Origin of the sequence: Loigolactobacillus jiayinensis (assembly GCF_003946445.1) — a bacterium.
Classification (GTDB): domain Bacteria; phylum Bacillota; class Bacilli; order Lactobacillales; family Lactobacillaceae; genus Loigolactobacillus; species Loigolactobacillus jiayinensis.
Genome location: NZ_RHOF01000058.1, coordinates 1 through 20831, shown reverse-complemented (window position 1 = coordinate 20831; position 20831 = coordinate 1). Strand labels below are relative to the sequence as shown.

Annotated in this window: 18 protein-coding genes; 13 read left to right on the top strand and 5 right to left on the bottom strand. The window is 46.5% G+C overall.

Annotation, left to right across the window (positions count from 1 at the left end):
- Nucleotides 1-73 precede the first annotated feature (73 nt).
- The 4 genes from EKM80_RS12385 to adhP all read right to left on the bottom strand — a co-directional run bounded on the left by EKM80_RS12385 (nucleotide 74) and on the right by adhP (nucleotide 5028).
- Nucleotides 74-2011, bottom strand: a complete 1938-nt coding sequence (locus tag EKM80_RS12385) for a PTS fructose transporter subunit IIABC (RefSeq protein ID WP_125553668.1) — start codon at nucleotides 2009-2011, stop codon at nucleotides 74-76.
- A gap of 123 nt (nucleotides 2012-2134) precedes the next feature.
- Nucleotides 2135-3052, bottom strand: coding sequence for a 1-phosphofructokinase (gene pfkB / locus EKM80_RS12380; RefSeq protein ID WP_125553666.1), 918 nt, complete (start codon nucleotides 3050-3052; stop codon nucleotides 2135-2137).
- Entirely contained in the window at nucleotides 3049-3804 is a 756-nt protein-coding gene (locus tag EKM80_RS12375) for a DeoR/GlpR family DNA-binding transcription regulator (RefSeq protein ID WP_125553664.1), read from the bottom strand. The genes pfkB and EKM80_RS12375 overlap by 4 nt, the downstream gene beginning before the upstream one ends.
- A 207-nt stretch (nucleotides 3805-4011) precedes the next feature.
- Nucleotides 4012-5028: an alcohol dehydrogenase AdhP gene (adhP, locus tag EKM80_RS12370; RefSeq protein ID WP_125553662.1), complete on the bottom strand. Its 1017-nt coding sequence runs from the start codon at nucleotides 5026-5028 to the stop codon at nucleotides 4012-4014.
- Nucleotides 5029-5609: 581 nt separating this feature from the next.
- On the opposite strand from adhP, the gene obgE reads away from it, so the two are divergent.
- The 11 genes from obgE (at nucleotide 5610) to EKM80_RS12315 (ending at nucleotide 17882) form a co-directional block, all read left to right on the top strand.
- Nucleotides 5610-6902, top strand: a complete 1293-nt coding sequence (gene obgE, locus EKM80_RS12365; RefSeq protein ID WP_125553659.1) for a GTPase ObgE — start codon at nucleotides 5610-5612, stop codon at nucleotides 6900-6902.
- Between the two features lie 32 nt (nucleotides 6903-6934).
- Entirely contained in the window at nucleotides 6935-8818 is a 1884-nt protein-coding gene (locus EKM80_RS12360; RefSeq protein WP_125553657.1) for an acyltransferase family protein, read from the top strand.
- 212 nt (nucleotides 8819-9030) lie between these two features.
- A complete protein-coding gene (locus EKM80_RS12355; RefSeq protein WP_125553655.1) occupies nucleotides 9031-9717 on the top strand; it encodes a response regulator transcription factor in 687 nt (228 codons plus the stop codon).
- Nucleotides 9714-11039: a sensor histidine kinase gene (locus EKM80_RS12350; protein WP_125553653.1), complete on the top strand. Its 1326-nt coding sequence runs from the start codon at nucleotides 9714-9716 to the stop codon at nucleotides 11037-11039. Before EKM80_RS12355 ends, EKM80_RS12350 begins: the two co-directional genes overlap by 4 nt.
- Nucleotides 11040-11309: 270 nt before the next feature.
- On the top strand, nucleotides 11310-12242 hold the full coding sequence (rnz, locus tag EKM80_RS12345) for a ribonuclease Z (protein WP_125553651.1): 933 nt from the start codon (nucleotides 11310-11312) through the stop codon (nucleotides 12240-12242).
- Between the two features lie 19 nt (nucleotides 12243-12261).
- Entirely contained in the window at nucleotides 12262-13053 is a 792-nt protein-coding gene (locus tag EKM80_RS12340) for an SDR family NAD(P)-dependent oxidoreductase (RefSeq protein ID WP_125553649.1), read from the top strand.
- 22 nt (nucleotides 13054-13075) lie between these two features.
- On the top strand, nucleotides 13076-13453 hold the full coding sequence (locus EKM80_RS12335) for a LapA family protein (RefSeq protein ID WP_125553647.1): 378 nt from the start codon (nucleotides 13076-13078) through the stop codon (nucleotides 13451-13453).
- 62 nt (nucleotides 13454-13515) lie between these two features.
- A complete protein-coding gene (recJ, locus tag EKM80_RS12330; RefSeq protein WP_125553645.1) occupies nucleotides 13516-15852 on the top strand; it encodes a single-stranded-DNA-specific exonuclease RecJ in 2337 nt (778 codons plus the stop codon).
- Nucleotides 15842-16360 carry an adenine phosphoribosyltransferase gene (locus EKM80_RS12325; protein ID WP_125553643.1) on the top strand — a complete coding sequence of 173 codons (519 nt, stop codon included), beginning with the start codon at nucleotides 15842-15844 and terminating at the stop codon, nucleotides 16358-16360. Before recJ ends, EKM80_RS12325 begins: the two co-directional genes overlap by 11 nt.
- 193 nt (nucleotides 16361-16553) lie before the next feature.
- On the top strand, nucleotides 16554-17408 hold the full coding sequence (locus EKM80_RS12320) for an NAD(P)H-binding protein (RefSeq protein WP_125553641.1): 855 nt from the start codon (nucleotides 16554-16556) through the stop codon (nucleotides 17406-17408).
- A gap of 45 nt (nucleotides 17409-17453) precedes the next feature.
- Nucleotides 17454-17882, top strand: a complete 429-nt coding sequence (locus EKM80_RS12315; RefSeq protein WP_125553639.1) for an Rrf2 family transcriptional regulator — start codon at nucleotides 17454-17456, stop codon at nucleotides 17880-17882.
- Nucleotides 17883-17972: 90 nt separating this feature from the next.
- Here the strand turns inward: EKM80_RS12315 and EKM80_RS12310 are convergent, their stop codons facing one another.
- Nucleotides 17973-18347 (bottom strand): iron chaperone, encoded by a 375-nt coding sequence (locus EKM80_RS12310; protein ID WP_125553637.1) that lies wholly within the window; start codon nucleotides 18345-18347, stop codon nucleotides 17973-17975.
- Between the two features lie 247 nt (nucleotides 18348-18594).
- On the opposite strand from EKM80_RS12310, the gene EKM80_RS12305 reads away from it, so the two are divergent.
- Nucleotides 18595-20370, top strand: a complete 1776-nt coding sequence (locus tag EKM80_RS12305) for a DUF2075 domain-containing protein (RefSeq protein WP_191985953.1) — start codon at nucleotides 18595-18597, stop codon at nucleotides 20368-20370.
- Nucleotides 20371-20379: 9 nt separating this feature from the next.
- On the top strand, nucleotides 20380-20694 hold the full coding sequence (locus tag EKM80_RS12300; RefSeq protein WP_125553633.1) for a nucleotide pyrophosphohydrolase: 315 nt from the start codon (nucleotides 20380-20382) through the stop codon (nucleotides 20692-20694).
- The last annotated feature ends 137 nt before the right edge of the window (nucleotides 20695-20831 follow it).

The following is a 20831-nucleotide window of genomic DNA, read 5'->3' as shown; positions in this document are numbered from 1 at the left end:
GCTTAACTTCCAATTCTGCCTAAAATTAGCTATCAACAGGATTTGACAAAGAGCCGCACTTTTTACTTATATATTAGTTTTCTTCTTTTAATGCTGGCCGCCAGATACCGAGGATGATCCCGGAGACCAAAGCACCGATGACCACGGCTAAGAGGTAGAAGACCCAGTTAGTCGCTAGTGGGGTTACCCACAAACCACCATGGGGCGCTGGCACGGAAACGTGCCACAATTGCGTTAAGCCACCGCCTAAGGCTGCACCGATCACACTTGATACGATCACGTGTAAGGGGTCAGAAGCGGCAAATGGAATCGCACCTTCAGTAATGAAGGAAATACCTAAAACGTAGTTAGAAATACCAGCTTTGCGTTCGTCAGCGGTAAATTTGTTTTTCCAGAAAGTCGTGGCGATCGCAGTTGCCAAAGGTGGGACCATGCCACCGACCATGACGGCGGCCATTAATTTACCGTCACCAGTTGCGGTGTAAACGCCAATGGCAAAGGTGTAAGCGGCCTTGTTGAAGGGACCACCCATATCGATGGACATCATGCCCCCGAGGACGGTGCCTAACAAGATCGCATTACCCGTGCCCATGCTCTTCAAGAAGGTGGTTAAACCATGGTTGATCACCGCAAAAATAGGGTCAACAATGAAGTACATCAGGAAACCGACGATCAGTAAGCCTAGGATCGGGTAGAAGATCATTGGTTTCAAACCGTCCAATGACTTAGGCAAGTTGCGGAAAAGGTGTTTCAATAAGACAATGACGTAGCCGGCAATGAAACCTGCAGCTAGACCGCCTAAGAAACCGGCGACACTAGTTGTTTTAACGATACTTGCGGCGGCAGTGTTGGCCATGAAACCACCAACAAAACCAGGCATTAACGCCGGCCGATCACCAATTGAAACGGCGATGTAAGCAGCTAAGACAGGAATCAAGAAGCTAAAGGCCCAGTTACCAATCCCATTTAAGAAGATAAAGGTGGTTGAGTGGGCGCCAACGGTTTGTTCGACCATGAAGGAGATGGCCATTAAAATACCACCACCAACGACGAATGGTAACATATTGGAAATACCATTCATTAAATTAGCGTAAATTGTGCTCCAAGCTGATTTGCGTTCACCGTCATCATTGTTTGAACTGCCATCGGCACCAGTTGCGTGGAAAATTGAGCCTTTTTCAGCCAGCGTTTCGTTGATCAATTCTTCCGGATTTTTGATGCCATCGATCACAGGGCGATTAAGTAAATGTTTGCCATCAAAGCGATCCATTTCTACCTTTTTGTCGGCAGTAATGATAACGCCAATGGCCCGGTTGATATCATCAGCGGTTAGGCGGTGTTTGACGCCTTCAGAGCCATTGGTTTCAACTTTGATGTCGACGTTCATAGCTTCGGCTTGCTTTTTCAAAGCAGCTTCGGCCATGTAAGTATGGGCGATCCCAGTTGGACAAGCGGAAACGGCAACGATATAAGGCCGCTGGGTGCTGGTAGTTGCGGCGGCTGCTTGTTCTTTGGCCTTTTGGGCCGCTTCATCAGCAGCATCCTTGGCTTCTTTAGCAGCTTCGGCGTCCGCAAATAACTTTTGCACGTCATCTGGTGTTTTAGCCTGCTTCAAGGCCGCCACGAGCTCAGGATTGATCAATAAGCTGGAAAGGGCAGCTAAAGCCTGTAAATGGGTATTGTTGGCGCCTTCGGGAGCGGCGATCATGAAGAATAAATGAACGGGATGACCGTCTAAAGCGTCAAAATCAACGCCGGCATCACTTTTAGCAAATAAAACAGTGGCCCGTTGTACGGCTTTGTTTTTAGCGTGGGGCATGGCAATACCGTCACCGATCCCAGTTGTTGATTCCGCTTCACGCTTAATGATGTCTTTTTTGTATAAGTCTTCGTCATTGATGATGCCTTTGACAAAGTATTGATGAACCAATTCATCGATGGCAGCGGCTTTAGTCGTTGCTTTTAGGTCCATGATCATGACGTCTTTAAGTAGTAGGTCACGAATATCCATGAATGTTACACTCCTTCTCAATATGTGGGTTAAGTTTCGTTACCGAAACTGTTATTTTCAAATACGGATGTCCTTTCTCGCTACGTTGCAAAAAGCGCAACTAGGCGAGCGGCGCCGTTTTAGTTAAGCAGTATATTGCTTGATGGTGATGCTTTGGCGGACTTCGGCGATTTTAGCTTGGTTGGCTAAATCTTCGGAGAAGGCGGTGGCACTGCCGCAAGCGAGGCCAGTTGCAAAACTCTTTAATGGATCTTGCGTCTGGCTGAAGGTGCCGACAAAACCGGCGATCATCGAGTCACCGGCGCCAACTGAGTTGATCACGGTGCCTTTTGGTGCAGTTGATTTGTAAACTTGGTCTGGTGTGATCAAGAAGGCACCGGCACCAGCCATGGAAACTAAGGCGTTTTTAGCGCCAAGGTCGAGTAATTTGCGGCCGTATTTAACGATCGCGGCGTCATCGGCCAGCGTGACGTTGAATAACGCGGCTAATTCATGATGATTGGGTTTAACGACTAATGGCTGCGCGCTTAAGGTATCTAGCAGCGCTTGGCTAGTTGTGTCGATGACAAAATCGGCGCCGTGGGCTTGGATCAACGGAATTAAATCGTGATAGAAGCTTTCAGGCAAGGATTTTGGCAAGCTACCAGACATCACGACAATATCGCCAGCTTGGAGTTGGTCAAATTTAGCCGTGAAATCAGCGCTGGCTGCGGCAGTGATAGCCGGGCCTTGGCCGTTGATCTCAGTTTCTTCGCCGGCCTTGATTTTAACGTTGATTCTAGTGTCGGCGTTAATTTTAGTGAAGTCGGTGGTTAAGTTTTCAGCGGCTAATTGCTGTTGAATGAATTCGCCAGTAAAGCCACCAAGAAAGCCCCAAGCGGCGTTTTCAACCTTTAATTGGTTTAAAATGCGTGATACATTGATGCCTTTACCACCAGGGAGCTTGGTGTCATAGGTCATTCGATTAACTGCGCCTAGTTCTAGCTGGGGCAGTTGTACGATATAGTCAATTGATGGATTGACCGTTACCGTATAAATCATTTGATCGCCTCCAAAATGTCTGTTTGTTGCTGATATTGATCGAGTTCAGTTTGATTTAAATGATCCGTGACGATCGTGGCTTTTGCTAAGTCACCAAATTTAGTGAATGACACTTGGCCGAATTTGGTGTGATCGGCCAAGACAATGGTCATTTCCGCTTGGGCAATGGCCGCGCGCTTGATCGTCGCTTCATCAGGATCGGGGGTGGTGTAACCGTAGCGCAGATGGACACCATTGGTACCAAGGAAGACTTTGTTAAATCGGTATTGCTGCAAGGCGGCAATACTGTCGGCGCCGATGATCGCTTTGGTGACGTTTTTTAAACGGCCACCGAGTAGGAAACAACGAATATCGTAGTCGGCTAGTAGTGACGCGTGATTCACGCCGTTAGTGACCACGGTTAAGTTAGTTGTTGCTTTTAGATAGGGGATCATCGCCAAAGTGGTGGTGCCAGCGTCTAAGAAAATCACATCTTGCGGCGTTAAACAGGAAACGGCTAATTTAGCGACAGCTTCCTTTTCGTTAATGCTTTGATTGGATTTTTCGCTGACGGCCAGTTCAGTTTGCAAAGCGGCCACGCGCTTGGCGCCGCCGTGAACGCGCACTAACAAGCCGGCTTCTTCCATTAACAGTAGATCACGGCGGATGGTTGATTCAGATGCGTTGGTCGCCGCGATCAAGTCGTGTAATTTTATAATGTCATGTTGCTTTAATTGATTAAGAATAAATTGATGGCGTTCTTCTGTAAGCACTTACCTCACCTCCGCAATAATTAATTTACCACCAAAATCATTCAAAATCAATAGAAATCTTTCAAATTCATTCAAAAACGTTTATAAAAAGCCGCAAAAGGTGATTAAAGCGCGTTTTGGCCGTGAAAAAAATAAAGGGCTTTAATTTCTGTAAAAAATGAACGCAGAAATTAAAGTCCTTTATTCAGGTCGCGCGATTAATTTTGTTTAAAGTGACATGTCGATGACTTCGCGGCCAACGATTTTACCGGCCTTCATTTCATCGATGATATCATTGACCTCGCTTAACTTACGGGTATGAACGATGGGGTGGACCTTGCCTTCAGCGCCAAATTCGAAGGCTTCGGCTAAGTCTTGGCGGGTGCCGACTAAGGACCCAGCAACTTGGATGCCATCCAAAACGGTTTTGGCAATGTTGAGTTTCATGTCACCTTGGGGGAGGGCGACGGCGACTAAACAGCCATTTGGCCGCAATGAATCGATTGCGGCGTTAAAAGCATCGGCGCTGACGGACGTGACTTGGGCGTTATTGACGCCACCGACTTGGCGCTGAATTTCTGCTGGGACGTCGACTTCATGGCGGTTGATCAAAATATCAGCGCCTAAAGCTTTGGCGGCGGCTAACTTATCTGGATTACCATCGACGACCACGACGCGGGCACCAAAAACGTTTTTGGCGTACTGAATGGCAAGGTTGCCGAGGCCACCGGCGCCAACGACCGAGACCCAATCACCCGGTTTGGTGTGGCCAACGATCAGTGACTTGTACATAGTGACGCCGGCGCAAGTGATCGAGCTGGCCTCAACTGGATCTAAGCCAGCTGGCACTTTAACGGCGTAGTTGGCATCGACAATAACTTGCTGGGCCATGGCGCCATCAACGGTAAAGCCGGAGTTGCGAACGCTACGACAAAGGGTTTCGCGGCCAGTTAGGCAGTATTCGCAGTGGCCACAGCTACCATAGAACCAAGCAATCGAGACGCGGTCACCCAGCTTCAGGCAAGTCACCCCGGGACCAAGTTGGCTAACGCGGCCAACGCCTTCGTGTCCGATAATACGGCCAGGTACTTTGCCGAAATCACCAGCGGCAACGTGGAGGTCAGTGTGACAGAGACCACAATATTCAACGTCAACTAACGCTTCGTTGAATTCCAGTGGGCGTAACGTTTTTTCGACGATATCAACATAGCCATCAACAGGATCGCGGACCACAGCAGCTTTCATCAAAGATCCATCTTCTTTCAAATTTTTTTAGGCCTAAAAATAACTTTTACTACGTCTTGAGCATAGCAAATTCATTACTGATTTACAAGTGAAATATTGCACAAAAAATAATAGTTCAATAATGTAAAAGCTGTTTAATCAATAATGGTAGCGCTATCTAAAAATAGATAACAATTCACAAGGAACTGTTTTTGCTTAACGTAGAAATGATAAAATAAGCACAGCCTAATTAATTGCTGGCCGTAAACTGGTTGCTTCATTAGATGATGGTTAAACCGCTGGCGCTTAGTTAGCGGTCACAGGTGTGCTATAATATGAAGTTTCTTAGTAAAAATTTAAGAATCAGTAACGAAACAGGCGCACATTTGTTTGTTTAGTGTGTAGACAGCACCCACTTTTTTCTTTACAATTAGATAGTATCTGAATTTTAATTTTTACCGCCTAGACGTTGTGGCTAGACTTTTACCTGATGGTTAGTTTAGGATGGGCGTAACCAGATCTGTGAAATTCATGATTATCAAAAAAAATTTTAATAACCGCTTAAATGCGTTAATTAGTCATTATTTGAGGAGGAAATTAGCTTGTTTATTGATCAAGTTAAAATTACAGCTAGAGCAGGGCACGGTGGCAACGGATTGGTTGCTTTCCGGCGTGAAAAGTTTGTGCCGCTTGGTGGCCCAGCCGGTGGTGATGGCGGCCGCGGTGGCAGTATTATTTTAAAGGTAGATGAAGGACTGCGGACGTTAATGGATTTCCGTTACAAGCGGATCTTCAAGGCGCCTAGTGGTGAAAACGGCATGAACAAAGGGATGACTGGTCGCGGCGCTAAAGATACGATCATCAGCGTTCCACCTGGCACAACTGTACGGCGCGTTGTTGATGATCATTTATTAGGTGATCTAACTGACGACGGTCAAGAATTAGTTATTGCTAAAGGGGGTCGTGGCGGTCGCGGGAATGTGCATTTTGCCTCGCCGCGTAACCCTGCACCAGAGATCGCCGAAAACGGTGAACCTGGTAGTGAAGTAGACGTGAGTTTGGAATTGAAATTATTGGCTGATGTTGGCTTGATTGGTTTTCCTTCAGTTGGGAAATCGACCTTATTGTCAGTTATCACGAGTGCCAAGCCGAAAATTGGCGCTTATCATTTTACAACATTAGTGCCTAATTTAGGGATGGTTAGTTTACCGGATGGCCGTAGCTTTGCGGCGGCGGATATGCCGGGCTTGATCGAAGGCGCCGCCAATGGGGTTGGTCTAGGTATCGAGTTCTTGCGCCATATCGAACGGACGCGGGTTTTGCTCCATTTAGTTGATATGAGTGGTGTTGATGAACAAGATCCATTTAATGATTTTGAAAAGATCAATGCTGAATTGGCTAAATACGATCCTAGCTTGTTGGAACGGCCACAGATCATCGTGGCGACTAAAATGGATATGCCCGATAGCGCGGATAACTTAGCTACCTTTAAAAAGCAGCTAGCGGCAGCCGAAATTACGGCACTTATTTTCCCAATCGCGGCGATCGCACATCAAGGGTTAAATGAGTTATTGTTGGCCACTGCTGATCTATTGGAGGCCACACCAGCCTTTCCACTTTATAGCGAAGAACCAACGGCTACTGAGAAACAATATGATTTTGTTGCTGACAGCAAGCCGGCCTTTGATATTGAAATTGACGATGGCGTTTTTGTGATCACTGGTGAAAAAGTTGAACGCTTATACCAAATGGCTAATTTAGAGCATGACGACAGTGTTATGCGCTTTGCACGGCAATTACGTGGTATGGGGATCGATGATGCTTTGCGGGCTAAAGGTGCTAAAAATGGTGATTTAGTCCAAATTGATGAGTTCACTTTTGAATTTGTTGAGTAATTTTGAATTAAAAAAATAGGTTGTGGCAAATTATGGAACATAAAAAAAGATTGGCAAACAGCCGCTACATTACCGGAATCAACGGCTTACGGGCAATTGCAGTGATCGGCGTTATTTTATATCACTTGATTCCATTCACCGTACCGGGTGGCTTTCTCGGCGTCGTTATTTTTTTAGTGTTGACAGGCTATTTAATTACCGATCTCTTGGTGCAAGAATGGGATCAAAACGGTCACATTGCTCTAGTGGATTTTTATCGCCGGCGGGTCAAGCGGCTTTATCCGGCGCTGGTCACCATGCTGTTTGCAACGGCAGCGTACATGACGCTGTTTCAGCGGCAGTTATTGGCGCAGTTACGTGGTATTCTCTGGAGTAACTTGCTGTATGTTTATAATTGGTGGCAGATCTTGCATGGTCAGTCTTATTTTGACCGTTTTGCCAACAATGAATCGCCTTTTACCCATTTGTGGACACTTTCGATCGAGGGCCAATTTTATTTGGTCTGGCCGATACTGATCGTTACGTTATTTTTGGTGACAAAGTACCGTCATCAAGTGTCTAATCTGTTGTTAGGCCTCGGTGTTTTATCGGCGTTGTTAATGGCCTTTCTTTTCGTACCGGGGCATGATCCAAGCCGTGTTTATTATGGTACCGATACGCGGGCCTTTGCGATTTTCTTTGGTGCGTTTATGGCTTTAATTTGGCCGAGCACGGAGCTTAAGCCTAAAATTGGGCGGCCCCAGCAGCGGTTGCTGAATGGACTTGGTGTGGTCAGTTTAATTGCGATCGTGGCGATGATGGGTTTAGTTGATGCGCAAAGTAGCTTCGTTTATCGGGGTGGCATGGTGCTATTTACGATTTTCGTGATGTTGCTGTTGGCGGCAACGGTCCATCCGGGTGCGCAGGTTAATCGCTGGCTGACCAATCCGCTTTTTACGTGGCTGGGTAAGCGCAGTTACGGCATTTACTTGTATCAATTTCCAGTGATGATTTTTTATGAAAACCAAGTGCACAACATCGCGCATTGGCCGTGGCTGCATAACTTGATTCAATTAGCGCTGATCATGGTGCTTAGTGAGCTTTCTTATCGCTTTGTTGAAAAGCCGCTTAGTCACGTGCAGTGGCGGCACTTAGGGTCATGGCGGACCAAGGGCTGGCGGCGCTGGTTGTTAGTACCAGCACTAGCTGTATTTGCTGTCGGCTTAGCTGGCGCAGCGCAAGCACCTGCCCACGCGACCACAGAAAAATCAGCGTTGGCTCGTAACATTAAGCGTAACGCGAAGGAAAATTCGGCGCGCAACGCTAAATTGATCGCTGCGGCTAAGAAAAAGAAGCAGCAGGCTAAGGCACAAGGCTCCAGCGCGGCAAGTAGCGCTAGTAGTAGCAGTGTTGCGGCAGTCGGGGGCTTAACCACAGCCCAAACGCAGCAAGCGCAACAATTAGCCATTGTTGGGGTCGGCGACTCAGTTATGTTGGATAGCGTCGACAGCCTGCAGAAAATTTTTCCACAAATGATCGTTGACGCAGCAGTCGGGCGCCAAGTGCGTAGCAGTAATGATATTTTGGCGAATTATAAGCGCAAAGGTGTTTTGGCCAACGTGGTTTTAGTCGGCCTAGGAACCAATGGCGCCTTTACCAACCAGCAATTAGATCAGATCATGCAGACGGTGGGGAGTCAGCGCCAGGTTTTCTGGGTCAATGTGCGTGTCCCCACGCGTAATTGGCAGAATACAGTTAATAATTCATTAAGTGCAGCGACTAAGCGGTGGCCGAATCTGACCATTATTGATTGGTACACGTATAGTAATAATCATCCAGATTGGTTCTACGATGATCAAGTGCATCCAAATCAGGTGGGCAAGCAGCATTACGCTGAGTTTATTGCGGAACAAATCTTGGCCCAGCTTAAACATTAAGTTTAATTTAAGCTAGTTATTTTATAGTTAGATTACAAGGCGAGCAAAACGTCCTGTGATGTCGACATGGCACAAAAGCTGGCAAGTACGTCGCCGCCTTTTGCGCCATGTTTTAGAACCTAGCGCACTGTCAAGGTGTCAAGGGCTTAACGATAATAGTGGTTGTTGCACGATCGGTTGGGTTGTGCGCTAGAAAATATGAGGTGGGTAAATTGGTTAAAAGTGCCAAAGCGTTACTAGTTGAAGACGATGTTGAATTATCAGCCAGCGTCCGTGATTTTATTACCGATTTTTTAGATGTTGATCAAGTGTACGATGGCGAAGAAGGCGAGTTTGCTGCCGGTCAGGGTATTTATGATCTGATTATTTTGGATCTAATGTTACCAGGGAAAAATGGCTATGATATTTTAAAGTCGTTACGCCAACAACATTTAGAGACGCCAGTTTTGATTTTAACGGCTAAGGATGGGATCGATGATAAATTGCATGGCTTCAACGTTGGTGCCGATGATTATTTAACCAAACCATTTCACCGCGAAGAGTTGATTGCGCGGATCAAGGCGTTATTGAAGCGCAGTGGCCATTTTTATCAGGAAAATGTGTTGGCAGTGGGCCCGCTAAGCGTCAATTTACAAAATCGTAGCGTGGTCGTAGATGATGCGGAGATCCGCCTGAACGGAAAGGAATTTGACCTATTAGTCTATTTGGTAGAAAATCAAAATACCATTATCACGAAAGAGCAGATTTTTGATCGTTTATGGGGCTTTGATTCTGAAACCAGCATCACCGTCGTGGAGGTTTATATGAGTAACTTGCGTAAAAAATTAAAGCCGTACCACGCAGATACGATGATCAAAACACTGCGGAATGTCGGCTACATGGTGGAAGTGACCGCATGAAAGTTGTTAACCGTAAGCAACAAATCAGATTATTTCTAACTGAATTGATTAGTTTTGCGGTGATTTTTCTGTCATTAGGGACGATCGTTTACCTGTCGTTTCAGCACGAAATTTACCGCAATATTGATCAAGAATTAGAAATGAAACGTAGCCAATTGTTGTTGGCTAATTTTAAAACCAAGACGGCCAATCAGGCGAGTGCTAAAGGCGGCAAGCAGGTCAAGACGGTTAAGCATCAAGGCACGCCGCCCCCCGATTTTCGCATTAACTTTTTGATTTACAATAGTAAGGGTAAGGTTACCAACACGCAAATGTTAGGCGATCGCTATACCTTATTAGAGGGGATCTCGCTGCACCCGAAGCAAAAAGGCGAAATTGTTAGCCTGACGACTAGTGATGGCAGTAAATTCCGTTCGTTATTGGTGAAGGTGCCAGCCAGCAATAATTCTAAGCTTTATGCGGGTAAGTACGTTCAGATCATCCAAAACATTGATTCTGAGGACCAAGCGATTCAAAGTTTCCGTAGCGTCTTGATTTTGACCATGTTATTTTTCTGGTTGCTCTCAATTCTGCTTAGTTACTTATTGTCGCGCTGGAATATGCGGCCAATTCTGAAGTCGTGGCAACAGCAGCAAGACTTTGTGGCCAATGCGGCCCACGAATTGCGCACGCCATTAACGATCATTCAAAGTAAAATGGAACTTTTGTTGACGAAGCCTAACGAAAAAATCATCAGCCAAATGGAACCAATCGCGTTGTCACTAGCAGAAACGCGCCGGTTAAATCAATTGACCCGTGATCTACTCATGTTAGCGCGCTCTGATTCAAATATGACCCAGATCACGCGGCAGCCAACGGATACGGCGGACTTTTTACGCCAAGTCATTGCACCGTACTCGGAAATTGCCGGTAGTCAGGATAAAACCTTTACCGCGCAAATTGATTTAAATGAGCAACAAATGGTCGATCAGAAACGGATCCATCAATTGTTGGTGATCTTGTTGGATAATGCGTTGAAATATACGCAAACTGGCGATCAAATTCAATTTAAAGCCGCAGCGCACAATAATCGCTGGCAGGTTGAAGTCGCTGACACGGGTATCGGGATCGCGCCGGAAAATCGCAAGGCCGTTTTTGAACGTTTTTATCGTGAAGACAAGTCGCATAGCCGTAAAACTGGCGGTAATGGGCTGGGCTTGGCGATTGCTAAATGGATCGTTGATAGCCATCAAGGCACGATCAAAGTTTTGGCCAATGAACCGCATGGCTCGCGCTTTGTCGTTAGTTTTCCGCTGGAGCACATTAAAAAAGAACATCATTAGATTGTAGGCGTGGGCGCTGGCTCACGCTTATTTTTGGTGGATAAAGGGATGCGAGTTTTAAGGGCCCAACTAGTTGCAAGCAAGCGGCTACTTTACACGGCGGGCGCTTGTTTGATTAATTTCAGTTGCGCAAATGGCGAATTACTGCTTAAATAGATATATTTGTGAATTTGGGTAATTTAAAATATAATTGAAACGTATGTCGATGAAACGGAACGGTTTTTAATCGGACTTAGCGGAATAGATGATAGAAATGGATGAATGAAACTGATGGAATTAGAATTTCTTGGAACAGGCGCTGGTTCGCCAGCCCGTTATCGTAATGTGACCAGCATTGCCTTAAAGCTTTTAGATGAACGCAACGCCGTTTGGTTGTTTGATGTCGGTGAAGGCACGCAACAACAAATTTTGCGGACGACCATTCGACCACGGAAAGTGGAAAAGATTTTTATCACGCATTTACATGGCGACCATATTTTTGGCTTGCCAGGCTTTTTAAGCAGTCGTTCATTTCAGGGCGGCGACCAACCACTGACCATTTATGGACCAAAGGGGATCCGCGACTACGTGCAAACTAGTTTGCGGGTGTCGGATACACGCTTGACCTACACCTTAAAGTTTGTTGAATTAACGGAAAATACGAAAGTGTTCGAAGATGATACTTTCCGGGTCGACTGCCAAACCTTAGATCATCGGATCGCCAGTTTTGGTTATCGGGTGGTTGAAAAGGATCATACCGGCGAGTTATTAGTTGCTAAATTACAGGCGGCTGGGGTCAAACCGGGACCGGAATATGGTAAAATTAAAGCTGGTCAAGACGTTACCTTAGCTGACGGTACGGTGGTGCCAAGTAGCGACTTTATTGGCCCAGCGCAAAAGGGGCGGATCGTGACGATTTTAGGCGATACTCGGCGGACAGCCAATGCGTACACCTTAGCGGCTGACGCTGATGTCTTAGTGCACGAAAGTACTTTTGGCCAAGCGGATGGCCGTATTGCGCATAATTACTACCATTCAACCAGTACCCAAGCGGCAGAAGTGGCAAAAAAAGCCCACGTTAAGCAATTATTATTAACGCATATTTCCGCGCGTTATGTGGGCAAGGCTGCGCACGAGTTACAATCCGAGGCGCGGCAAGTTTTCCCACACACGCGGGTCATGAAAGATTTCGATCAGATACCGATTCCGTTACAGAAAAATTAACGGCAAAGGGGTAAAAGGCATGGATCTAGCGAATAAAACGATTTTGATCACCGGTGCTTCTAGTGGCTTAGGGGCTGCGCTAGCTTTCGCGGCGGCGCGGCAAGGGGCTAACTTAGTTTTGTGTGCCCGGCGTGGCGAACGGCTGCGGCAGGTGGCCGCCAAGGCACGCGCGCTTTCAGGTAAGCGGGCGTTGGCGGTGCGCATCGACCTCACGCAACCGGCGCAAATTGAGCAGTTGCAACAAGTTCTAAAGCGCAAAGTTGGGGCGGTCGATGTGTTGATCAACAACGCGGGCGCCGGCTATTTTGAGCGTGCGTTGGATTTTCCAATGGCGAAAACGCGGCAATTATTTGAGCTCGATGTACTGAGTCTCATTCAATTGACGCAACAAGTTGGCTTGGGCATGGCCGCCTTGCATCAAGGGCTGATCGTCAATATTGCCTCACAAGCCGGTAAATTAGTGACGCCTAAGGCCAGCATTTACGCGGCGGCCAAAGCGGCGGTGATCACGTATTCCAATGGCTTGCGGATGGAATTGCGGCCGCTGGGCATCCACGTCTTAACGGTTAATCCGGGGCCAATTAAAACGGAATTTGCCCACGTGGCTGATCCAACTGATCACTACGCGCAGGCAGTCAGTGGCATTGCCCTCGATGCGGATCAGTTGGCCGCCCGCATTATCCGCGCGATGCAGCAAAAGCGCCGCGAATTGAATGCACCGTGGCCGATGGAGCTGGCGGCGCGATTACGGCCGTTATTGCCGGCTTTGACTGATCGGTTGATTGCCAGTCCCTTATTTGATCGTAAATGAATGATTTTGGAGGCAGTATAATATGAAAAATCAATGGCGCTTAGTCTTAGTTTTGTTGTTAGCGTTAGTGATCGTTATTTTTGCAATTTTAAATGTCGATCCAGTGACGGTTAATTTTGCGTTTGGCACGGCTAAATGGCCATTGATCATCGTGATCATTGTGTCGTTGTTACTCGGCGCGTTGGTGACGGTTTTAGTTTCGACAATGAGCGCGCTTGGGTTGCGGCGGCAGGTCAAGGCCTTAACGGCTGAAAAAAAGCAACAAGATATCGCCGTCGATCAGGCAGTGGCTACGGCTACCGCCAAATTAAACACGCAATTAGCGGAAAAAGAAGATCAGATCAACGCCTTACAGCAACAAACTAGCGCGGCTGCCAGTACGGAGTCAGGCGCGAAATAAACAAAGCTTTCAATCAGTCGGTATTTTGTTATAATAGTTTGGTTGGGAGTGTGAAGTTCTGAATGAAATCCCGTTATAATTGGCAATATTTACCACAACCACGGGCAACTTTGGTCACGGAGCTAGCGGAAAAATGTCAGCTAGCCCCAGCGGTAGTCCGCTTATTGATCAATCGTGGTTTAACTGATCCAACGAAAATTGAAGAATTTTTAAATCCGGGAGTGGATCAATTGCATGATCCGCTCTTATTATTTGGCATGCAAAAGGCGGTTGACCGTATTCGTCAGGCCATTGAAGAAAATCAACTGATCACAGTCTATGGCGATTACGACGCTGATGGCGTGACCAGTACTAGCTTGATGATGGAAACGCTGGAAGGCTTAGGCGCCAACGTTAACATCTATATCCCCAATCGTTTTGATGAAGGCTACGGCCCCCATGAAGCTGCGTTTGAAAAGTTACTTGCGGCGCAGACTCAATTGATCATTACCGTAGATAATGGGATCAGCGGCAACGGGCCTATTGCTTACGCGCAAGAACATGGTGTTGACGTGATCGTCACGGACCATCATGAATTGCCACCAGAATTACCGCCAGCCTTTGCCATTATCCATCCACGTCATCCAGACGGCCAGTACCCCTTTGGCGACTTAGCTGGGGTGGGCGTGGCCTTTAAGCTGGCCAGTGCGTTGATGGAAGAAACCGCTAGTGATAGCTTTGACCTAGCAGCAATCGGTACGATCAGTGATTTAGTCTCATTGACTGGTGAAAATCGGGCGCTAGTCAGCCTAGGTCTGCAACAATTACAACAATCCACGCGGCCAGGAATCACGGCGCTGTGTGAGGTTGCCGGGCTCGAGCAGGCTAAAATCGACGAACAGGCGATCGGCTTTGGCATTGGCCCACGCTTAAATGCGTTAGGGCGCTTAGGTGATGCTAAAGACGGCGTCAAATTATTAACAACCTTTGATCCAGATGAAGCAACGCAGCTGGCTAAGTTTGTCCAAACGCAAAATGAACGCCGCCAACAGTACGTGAAAGATATTGCCGCTACCGCCATGGAAATGGCGCAGACACCAGAAAATAGGCAACGGCAAACCTTGGTGTTGGCGCACCCAGACTGGCACGAAGGCGTATTAGGCATTGTTGCCAGCCGCATCGTTGAAGCAACTGGGAAGCCAACGCTGATGTTGACGCAGCGGGCTGATCATAGCTTAAAGGGATCTGGGCGCAGTGTGCAGGCGTTTAATTTATTTAAGGCACTAGATCAGTATCGCGACTTGATGACGAGTTTTGGTGGTCACCATATGGCCGTTGGATTAGCAGTTAGTGCCGCTAATTTAGCGCCCCTTGCCGCCGGCTTGGAAGCTCAAGCTGACGCCGTAGATCTGCGTCATCAAGGTAGTGACGACTTGCAGGTTGACCTTAAGTTGACCGTACCAGAAGTCACCAGCGACTTTTTACAGGCGTGCCAGCAGTTGGCGCCTTTTGGGACCGATAATCCAGCACCAAAAATTGCCATCACGCCGGAAAAAGTGACCGGGGTGCGGGCAATCGGCACGGAACAAGCACATTTGAAATTTAAATTGACGAGTGGAACGTCTGCGCTTGACGTGATCGCGTTTCAAAAAGGGCAGTACGCCGACGATTTAATGGCGGCAGATACGGTGACCGTTGTCGGTGAATTAGGCGAAAATGAATGGCAAGGACGGCGCACGCTGCAGTTGCAACTGACTGATTTTGCCACCAGTGGCCTGGAAATTATTGATAAGCGGACCACGCATTTAACGCGCCACTTATTCCAATATACCGCGACGTATGTCTTTTTCTCGGCCAAGTTACAGCAACAACTGGCGACTTATTTACCAGCTGACGCCACGGCAGTGCTGGCGACTGATGAATTTACGGCACTCGGCGCAACGCTGGTCTTAGTCGACGTACCGCCAACTTTGGCGGCACTACAAGCCTTGCTGAAGCAGCATCAAACTGAATTTGACAAGCTGATCTGCTTTTTCTATATGCAACATCCAGTTTACTTAGCTGGGCTACCGACGCGCGCTGAATTCGGGCGGTTATTTAAATTCACGGCGACTAAACAAACGGTCAACGTGCGGACCCAGTTGCCAGTTTTGGCCAAGCATTTACAACTTAAAAAAGACCTATTAATTTTCATGATTCAAGTGTTTTCTGACCTCGGCTTTGTTAAAATAGTTGATGGTGTTATGACCGGCGTGGCGCAACCTGCCAAGGCTGACTTGCAGTCGGCCGCCAGTTATCAGCAGCGCCAACAACAAATGGACGCTGAACAGGCACTCGTTTACAGCAACTACCAAGAACTTAAAACATGGTTAAACGCACAAATTGTGCCAGATGAAGGAGCGAAAAGTAATGTCAGTTGATTTACATGATTATATTGCCAGCGTGTCCGATTTTCCGGAGCCGGGGATCGTTTACCGCGATATCTCGCCACTAATGGCGGACGGTGTGGCTTACCAACAGGCAACGGACCAAATTGCCGCTTATGCACAAGATAAAGGCGTTGATATGATCGTTGGCCCTGAAGCCCGCGGTTTTATCGTTGGCTGTCCCGTTGCCTACAAGTTAGGCCTCGGTTTTGCGCCAGCACGGAAAAAGGGCAAGTTACCACGGCCAACCATTTCGGCTAGCTATGGCCTCGAATACGGCAAATCAACCTTGTACTTGCACAAGGATGCAATCAAGCCAGGCCAACGCGTCTTGGTCACTGATGATCTATTAGCCACTGGGGGCACGATTGCTGCAACCATCAAATTAGTCGAAGAACTCGGCGGCATTGTTGTCGGTACTGCCTTCTTGATCGAATTAAAAGATCTAGGCGGCCGGGAAAAGATTAAGGATTATGATATGTTAGCATTATTGCAATACTAAAAAAGTAACGGGCAACCGTTGCTTTTTTAATTTGGCTAAATTTCCATTAGGCTGCTAGTCGCGGACCCTGCGCGTGTTGCGGTCATTTCCAGCCGCCAGGCATATTTACCATGGACAAAAGCGGCTTTTACTGTTACTATGTTAATAACAAGTTAATTAGAAAGTTACAGAAAGTGAAAGGACGCCTATTATTATGAAATATGCAATCACAGGTGCAACTGGTAAGTTTGGTACAAGTGCGCTCCAAGCGCTCGCAAAATTAGTCCCAGCGACTGATATTGTGGCCTTAGCCCGTAACGTTGAAAAAGCGCAGCAATCAGTTCCCGCTGGGGTAGAAGTAAGGCCCGGCGATTACACCGATGTGGCGACACTGACGACATCCTTAAGTGGTATCGATAAATTACTTTTCGTCTCTTCACAACCCGGTGCAGCAATGCCGCGTGAGCAACAACATTTAAACGTGGTTCAAGCCGCTAAAAAAGCCGGCGTCAGCTATATTGCTTACACGAGCTTTCCTAAGGCTGATAAATCGCAAACGCCGTTGGCCGCCGATCATCAAGCAACCGAGCAAGCTATCAGCGCTGCCGGCTTAGCCCATTCATTTCTAAGAAACAATTGGTATTTGGAAAATGAATTAGGTACGATCAAGCCTGCTTTAGCGGGTCAACCATTTATTTATTCTGCAGCAGCTGGCCGCGCTGGCTGGGCGTTGGAACGTGAGTACGCCGCGGCTGCCGCTAAGGTTTTAGTCACTGAACAGCCAGCACCGATCTACGAATTTGCCGGCGCCGCGCGAACGTACCAAGATTTAGCCACGGCCACGGCCCAATTGACTAATCAGAAATTTGACGTATTATCAATTAATGACGCTGAATACAAACAGAAACTCAGTGCTAGTGGCTTGCCCGCAGCAGTTGCTGGGTTTAAAGCAATGGGCCAAGCGTTGATCCGTGAGGGAAACTTAGATGAAGAAACGACCGCTTTAGCGACTGTATTGGGCCATGACCTACAACCATTACCTGCAGCGATCAGCGAAATCACCAAATAGGCCGTTATTGAGCGTGACGCCAAAAATATAAGTGAGGTTAGTTGTATGAAATATTCGCATAAACTAAGTGATGCGGTGCATATTCTTACTTTCGTTGAGATATGTAAGGACGGTGATCCGTCAAGTAACACCATTGCCAGTAGTGTTGAATCAAATCCAAGCTTAGTGCGCCGGTTAATGTCGTTATTGGTTAAGGCTAATCTATTAACCAGTCAACCGGGCAAAGTCGCTACGAAGCTGGCACGACCAGCAGAAACCATCACGTTGCTAGATGTTTATCAGGCAATTGAAGACAACCAGCAACTCTTACATGTTGATGAAAAAACTAACCCACGGTGTATTGTTGGCGGCAATATTCAGGACACACTCAATGTGGTTTATGATCATGTTCAACAAGCTGCCGAAAACAGCATGAATCAAGTGACCTTACAGGCGATCATCGACGATATTTTAGTTAGAAATGCTAGTAAATAAGTGGCTTAGCGGTTGCAAGGAGCTTAAAAATGACATGCACCCGCAGTATTGGCGTTTAGTCCAATGCTGCGGGTGCATTTTTAGTCTATTTTACTTGCGCCAAAACGTGGTCGTATCAGCTTTGTCGCTTAAATTAAAGTTGATCATTTGAGCCAATAAGTCGTAATTGACTGCGCTGGCCCACGGCAATTGCATTAAGTTCTTGGTGTGCGGGTAGCCGGCTGCTTCGATCAATGGGGCAAAATGGCTGATCCCAGCGGCTTCCGGTGACACGGCGAGGTGCTTTTTCGAATTGCTGAAGCCGATGATAAAAGTACCATGATCGGTGAACATCGGTTGGTTCCACGCCACTCGCGGTACCAGCTGCGGGTAAGTGGTGCTGACCCAGTCGAGAATTTCGGTGGTGCGCTCACGCTGTTCAGGGGCGATCTTGGCGAGGTAGTCGGCGAAAGGTGCTGTTGGCATGGTGGGGCCTCCTTTGTGGGAAAAATGTTAACGCTGTATTTTGATATTATTGTAGCATGTAAACCTAGCTGAGCCAAAATATTTATCATGGTCAACTTTTAGTGTGTCGATTTGGCTAAATACGGCTATTGACAGCTGAGAATTTTGTTATAATTCTATTGAGCGCAATTAGGTGTCGGCAAAGCAACTTGCTTAGCTGACCTAATGTGACTTTGGAAAATTGGTGGATCAAATGGGGGCTTTATCAGTGACGATCAGTAAACCGATTATTAGTGAAGTAACTTATAGCGATAACTTTACCGCAGAATTATTAAGTAATATTGGTGAAAATAAAAACGCGCAAAAATTATTACTAGATTATCCAACCGTTTATATTATTCGCGATAAGGATAACAATGCACAATATACGGTGTATGTTGGCGAAACGACGAATATTAAGCGGCGGACTGGCCAGCACCTGTATGATGACGTTAGCAAACGCACCGATTGGCAGCAACTGGCCACAGCGCAGCAAGGGCGGATGTTTGTGATTGGGCATGATCATTTTAATAAATCGCTGACGCTAGATATTGAGAACCAGCTGATGATGTACTTATTAAGTGTTGATAGTATCAAACAATTAAATAATCGGCGGACTAATGCGCAAAACGAGTATTATACCGCTGATGAGTTACAGCCAATTATGTCTAAAATTTGGCGTGGACTACATCATTACGACAGTAAGCTTTTTCCGGTTGAAAGCCTTATTCGTGATTCGGCGTTATTTAAGGCGTCACCATTTCATAAATTAACAGCTGAACAAATCGCTGCTAAACAATTAATTTATCAAAAAATTGAGCATGCGCTGGCGCAGTCTAAAACGGGGCAATTGATTTTTGTTGAAGGCGAAGCTGGCTCTGGTAAAACGGTCTTATTAAGTAACTTGTTCTATGAGCTGAATGCTGAGTTGTTAAACCAACCAGTTACGGCCAAAATTAAGCCACACAGTTACTTGTTGATCAATCATGACCAGCAGTTAACCGTTTATAAGCAAATTGCTAAGAAACTAGGCTTGGAACGACTGGACATTGATATTGTTAGTAAGCCAACTCGGTTTATTAATCGGCATGCTGCAGCAGAAAAAGTTGATGTCATTTTAGTTGATGAGGCGCACTTATTATGGACCCAAGGGAAGCAATCCTACCGCGGCAAGAATCAGTTAGCCGATCTCTTACAATTAGCTAAAGTTGTGGTGGTTGTTTTTGATCGGCATCAGATGCTGACCACCGAAGAATATTGGGATAAACAGGAATTAAGGAACATGGAAATTGAGGCCAGCACAACCGGCAATCTGGTGCAGCTAAAGGATCAACAACGCATTTCAGCGGAGCAGCCAACCATTGATTGGATCAGAAAGCTGGTTTTTGACCGCAAAATTACACCGATTCCCGCTGATAAAAAAGGCTATCAATTAAAAATTGCGCCAGATGCACAAACCGTTTATCAAAAAATCAGTCAACACGCGACTGAAAAAGAAAACGCAGCAGCAGGCCTTTCACGGATTTTGGCAACCTTTGATTGGAAATATGTCAATAAAACAGCCCCAGCCGACGACGATTATTGGCGCGTCAAAGCTGGTGATTGGTCGTTACCATGGAATTTACAACTACCACAAACTAAAGCACAAAAGCGCGCCAACAGAGGCTTAGCGTGGGCAGAACAACCACAGACGATTCACGAAGCAGGATCAACCTACACCATTCAAGGCTTCGATTTGAATTTTGCTGGCGTCATTATTGGGCCGTCAGTCAAATATCGGGCGGGCCACGTTATTTTTGATCCTGAAGCCAGCGAAAACAAAAAGGCCACGCGCAAAAGAACAATGAAAAATGGCGAGAAAAAAACGGTGGCTGATGAGCTACTACAAAATGAATTAAATGTATTGCTGACACGTGGCGTCCATGGCTTGTTTATTTACGCAGTTGATCCGCAATTGCAAGCGGCACTGTTAGCGGCGGCAGGTTCACAACATTTACTTAGTTAAGGAGAAAAAATGGCGACTAAATATGAGCAAGTTATAAAAGATTTAATTGAATTCCGTGATCAGCGTGGTTGGCAAAAATACCATAATCTCAAAGATTTAGCTATTTCATTGAATCTAGAGGCTAGTGAAGTGTTGGAAATATTTCAATGGCAACCGGCTGATACAGAATTAGATGAACAGCAGACCCAGCACGTACAAGAAGAAATTGCGGATACGTTGATTTATTGTTTTTACATGTGCGAAAAATTGGGTGTTGATCCGTTAGCTTTGGTGGCAAAGAAAGTTGAAATTAATCAGGGTCGCCATTGGCAAACTGAAAAGTAAAGTCTAGAGTAAAACGGTGCTTACAAAAATAGCCTCTAACTTCGTTAAAAGCATCGTGCCACGCAAAATAGCCATACTCACCGTGAGTATGGCTATTTTAGTCTATTCAGTACTACTTAGCTACCGCGGCGTCACCA

Excerpts from the sequence above, each read along its gene's own strand:
- EKM80_RS12385 (WP_125553668.1), bottom strand. The coding sequence starts at position 2,011 with ATGGATATTCGTGACCTACTACTTAAAGACGTCATGATCATGGACCTA.
- pfkB (WP_125553666.1), bottom strand. The coding sequence starts at position 3,052 with ATGATTTATACGGTAACGGTCAATCCATCAATTGACTATATCGTACAA.
- adhP (WP_125553662.1), bottom strand. The coding sequence starts at position 5,028 with ATGAAAGCTGCTGTGGTCCGCGATCCTGTTGATGGCTATGTTGATATC.
- EKM80_RS12360 (WP_125553657.1), top strand. The coding sequence starts at position 6,935 with ATGGAACATAAAAAAAGATTGGCAAACAGCCGCTACATTACCGGAATC.
- EKM80_RS12350 (WP_125553653.1), top strand. The coding sequence starts at position 9,714 with ATGAAAGTTGTTAACCGTAAGCAACAAATCAGATTATTTCTAACTGAA.
- rnz (WP_125553651.1), top strand. The coding sequence starts at position 11,310 with ATGGAATTAGAATTTCTTGGAACAGGCGCTGGTTCGCCAGCCCGTTAT.
- EKM80_RS12340 (WP_125553649.1), top strand. The coding sequence starts at position 12,262 with ATGGATCTAGCGAATAAAACGATTTTGATCACCGGTGCTTCTAGTGGC.
- EKM80_RS12335 (WP_125553647.1), top strand. The coding sequence starts at position 13,076 with ATGAAAAATCAATGGCGCTTAGTCTTAGTTTTGTTGTTAGCGTTAGTG.
- recJ (WP_125553645.1), top strand. The coding sequence starts at position 13,516 with ATGAAATCCCGTTATAATTGGCAATATTTACCACAACCACGGGCAACT.
- EKM80_RS12325 (WP_125553643.1), top strand. The coding sequence starts at position 15,842 with ATGTCAGTTGATTTACATGATTATATTGCCAGCGTGTCCGATTTTCCG.
- EKM80_RS12320 (WP_125553641.1), top strand. The coding sequence starts at position 16,554 with ATGAAATATGCAATCACAGGTGCAACTGGTAAGTTTGGTACAAGTGCG.
- EKM80_RS12315 (WP_125553639.1), top strand. The coding sequence starts at position 17,454 with ATGAAATATTCGCATAAACTAAGTGATGCGGTGCATATTCTTACTTTC.
- EKM80_RS12310 (WP_125553637.1), bottom strand. The coding sequence starts at position 18,347 with ATGCCAACAGCACCTTTCGCCGACTACCTCGCCAAGATCGCCCCTGAA.
- EKM80_RS12300 (WP_125553633.1), top strand. The coding sequence starts at position 20,380 with ATGGCGACTAAATATGAGCAAGTTATAAAAGATTTAATTGAATTCCGT.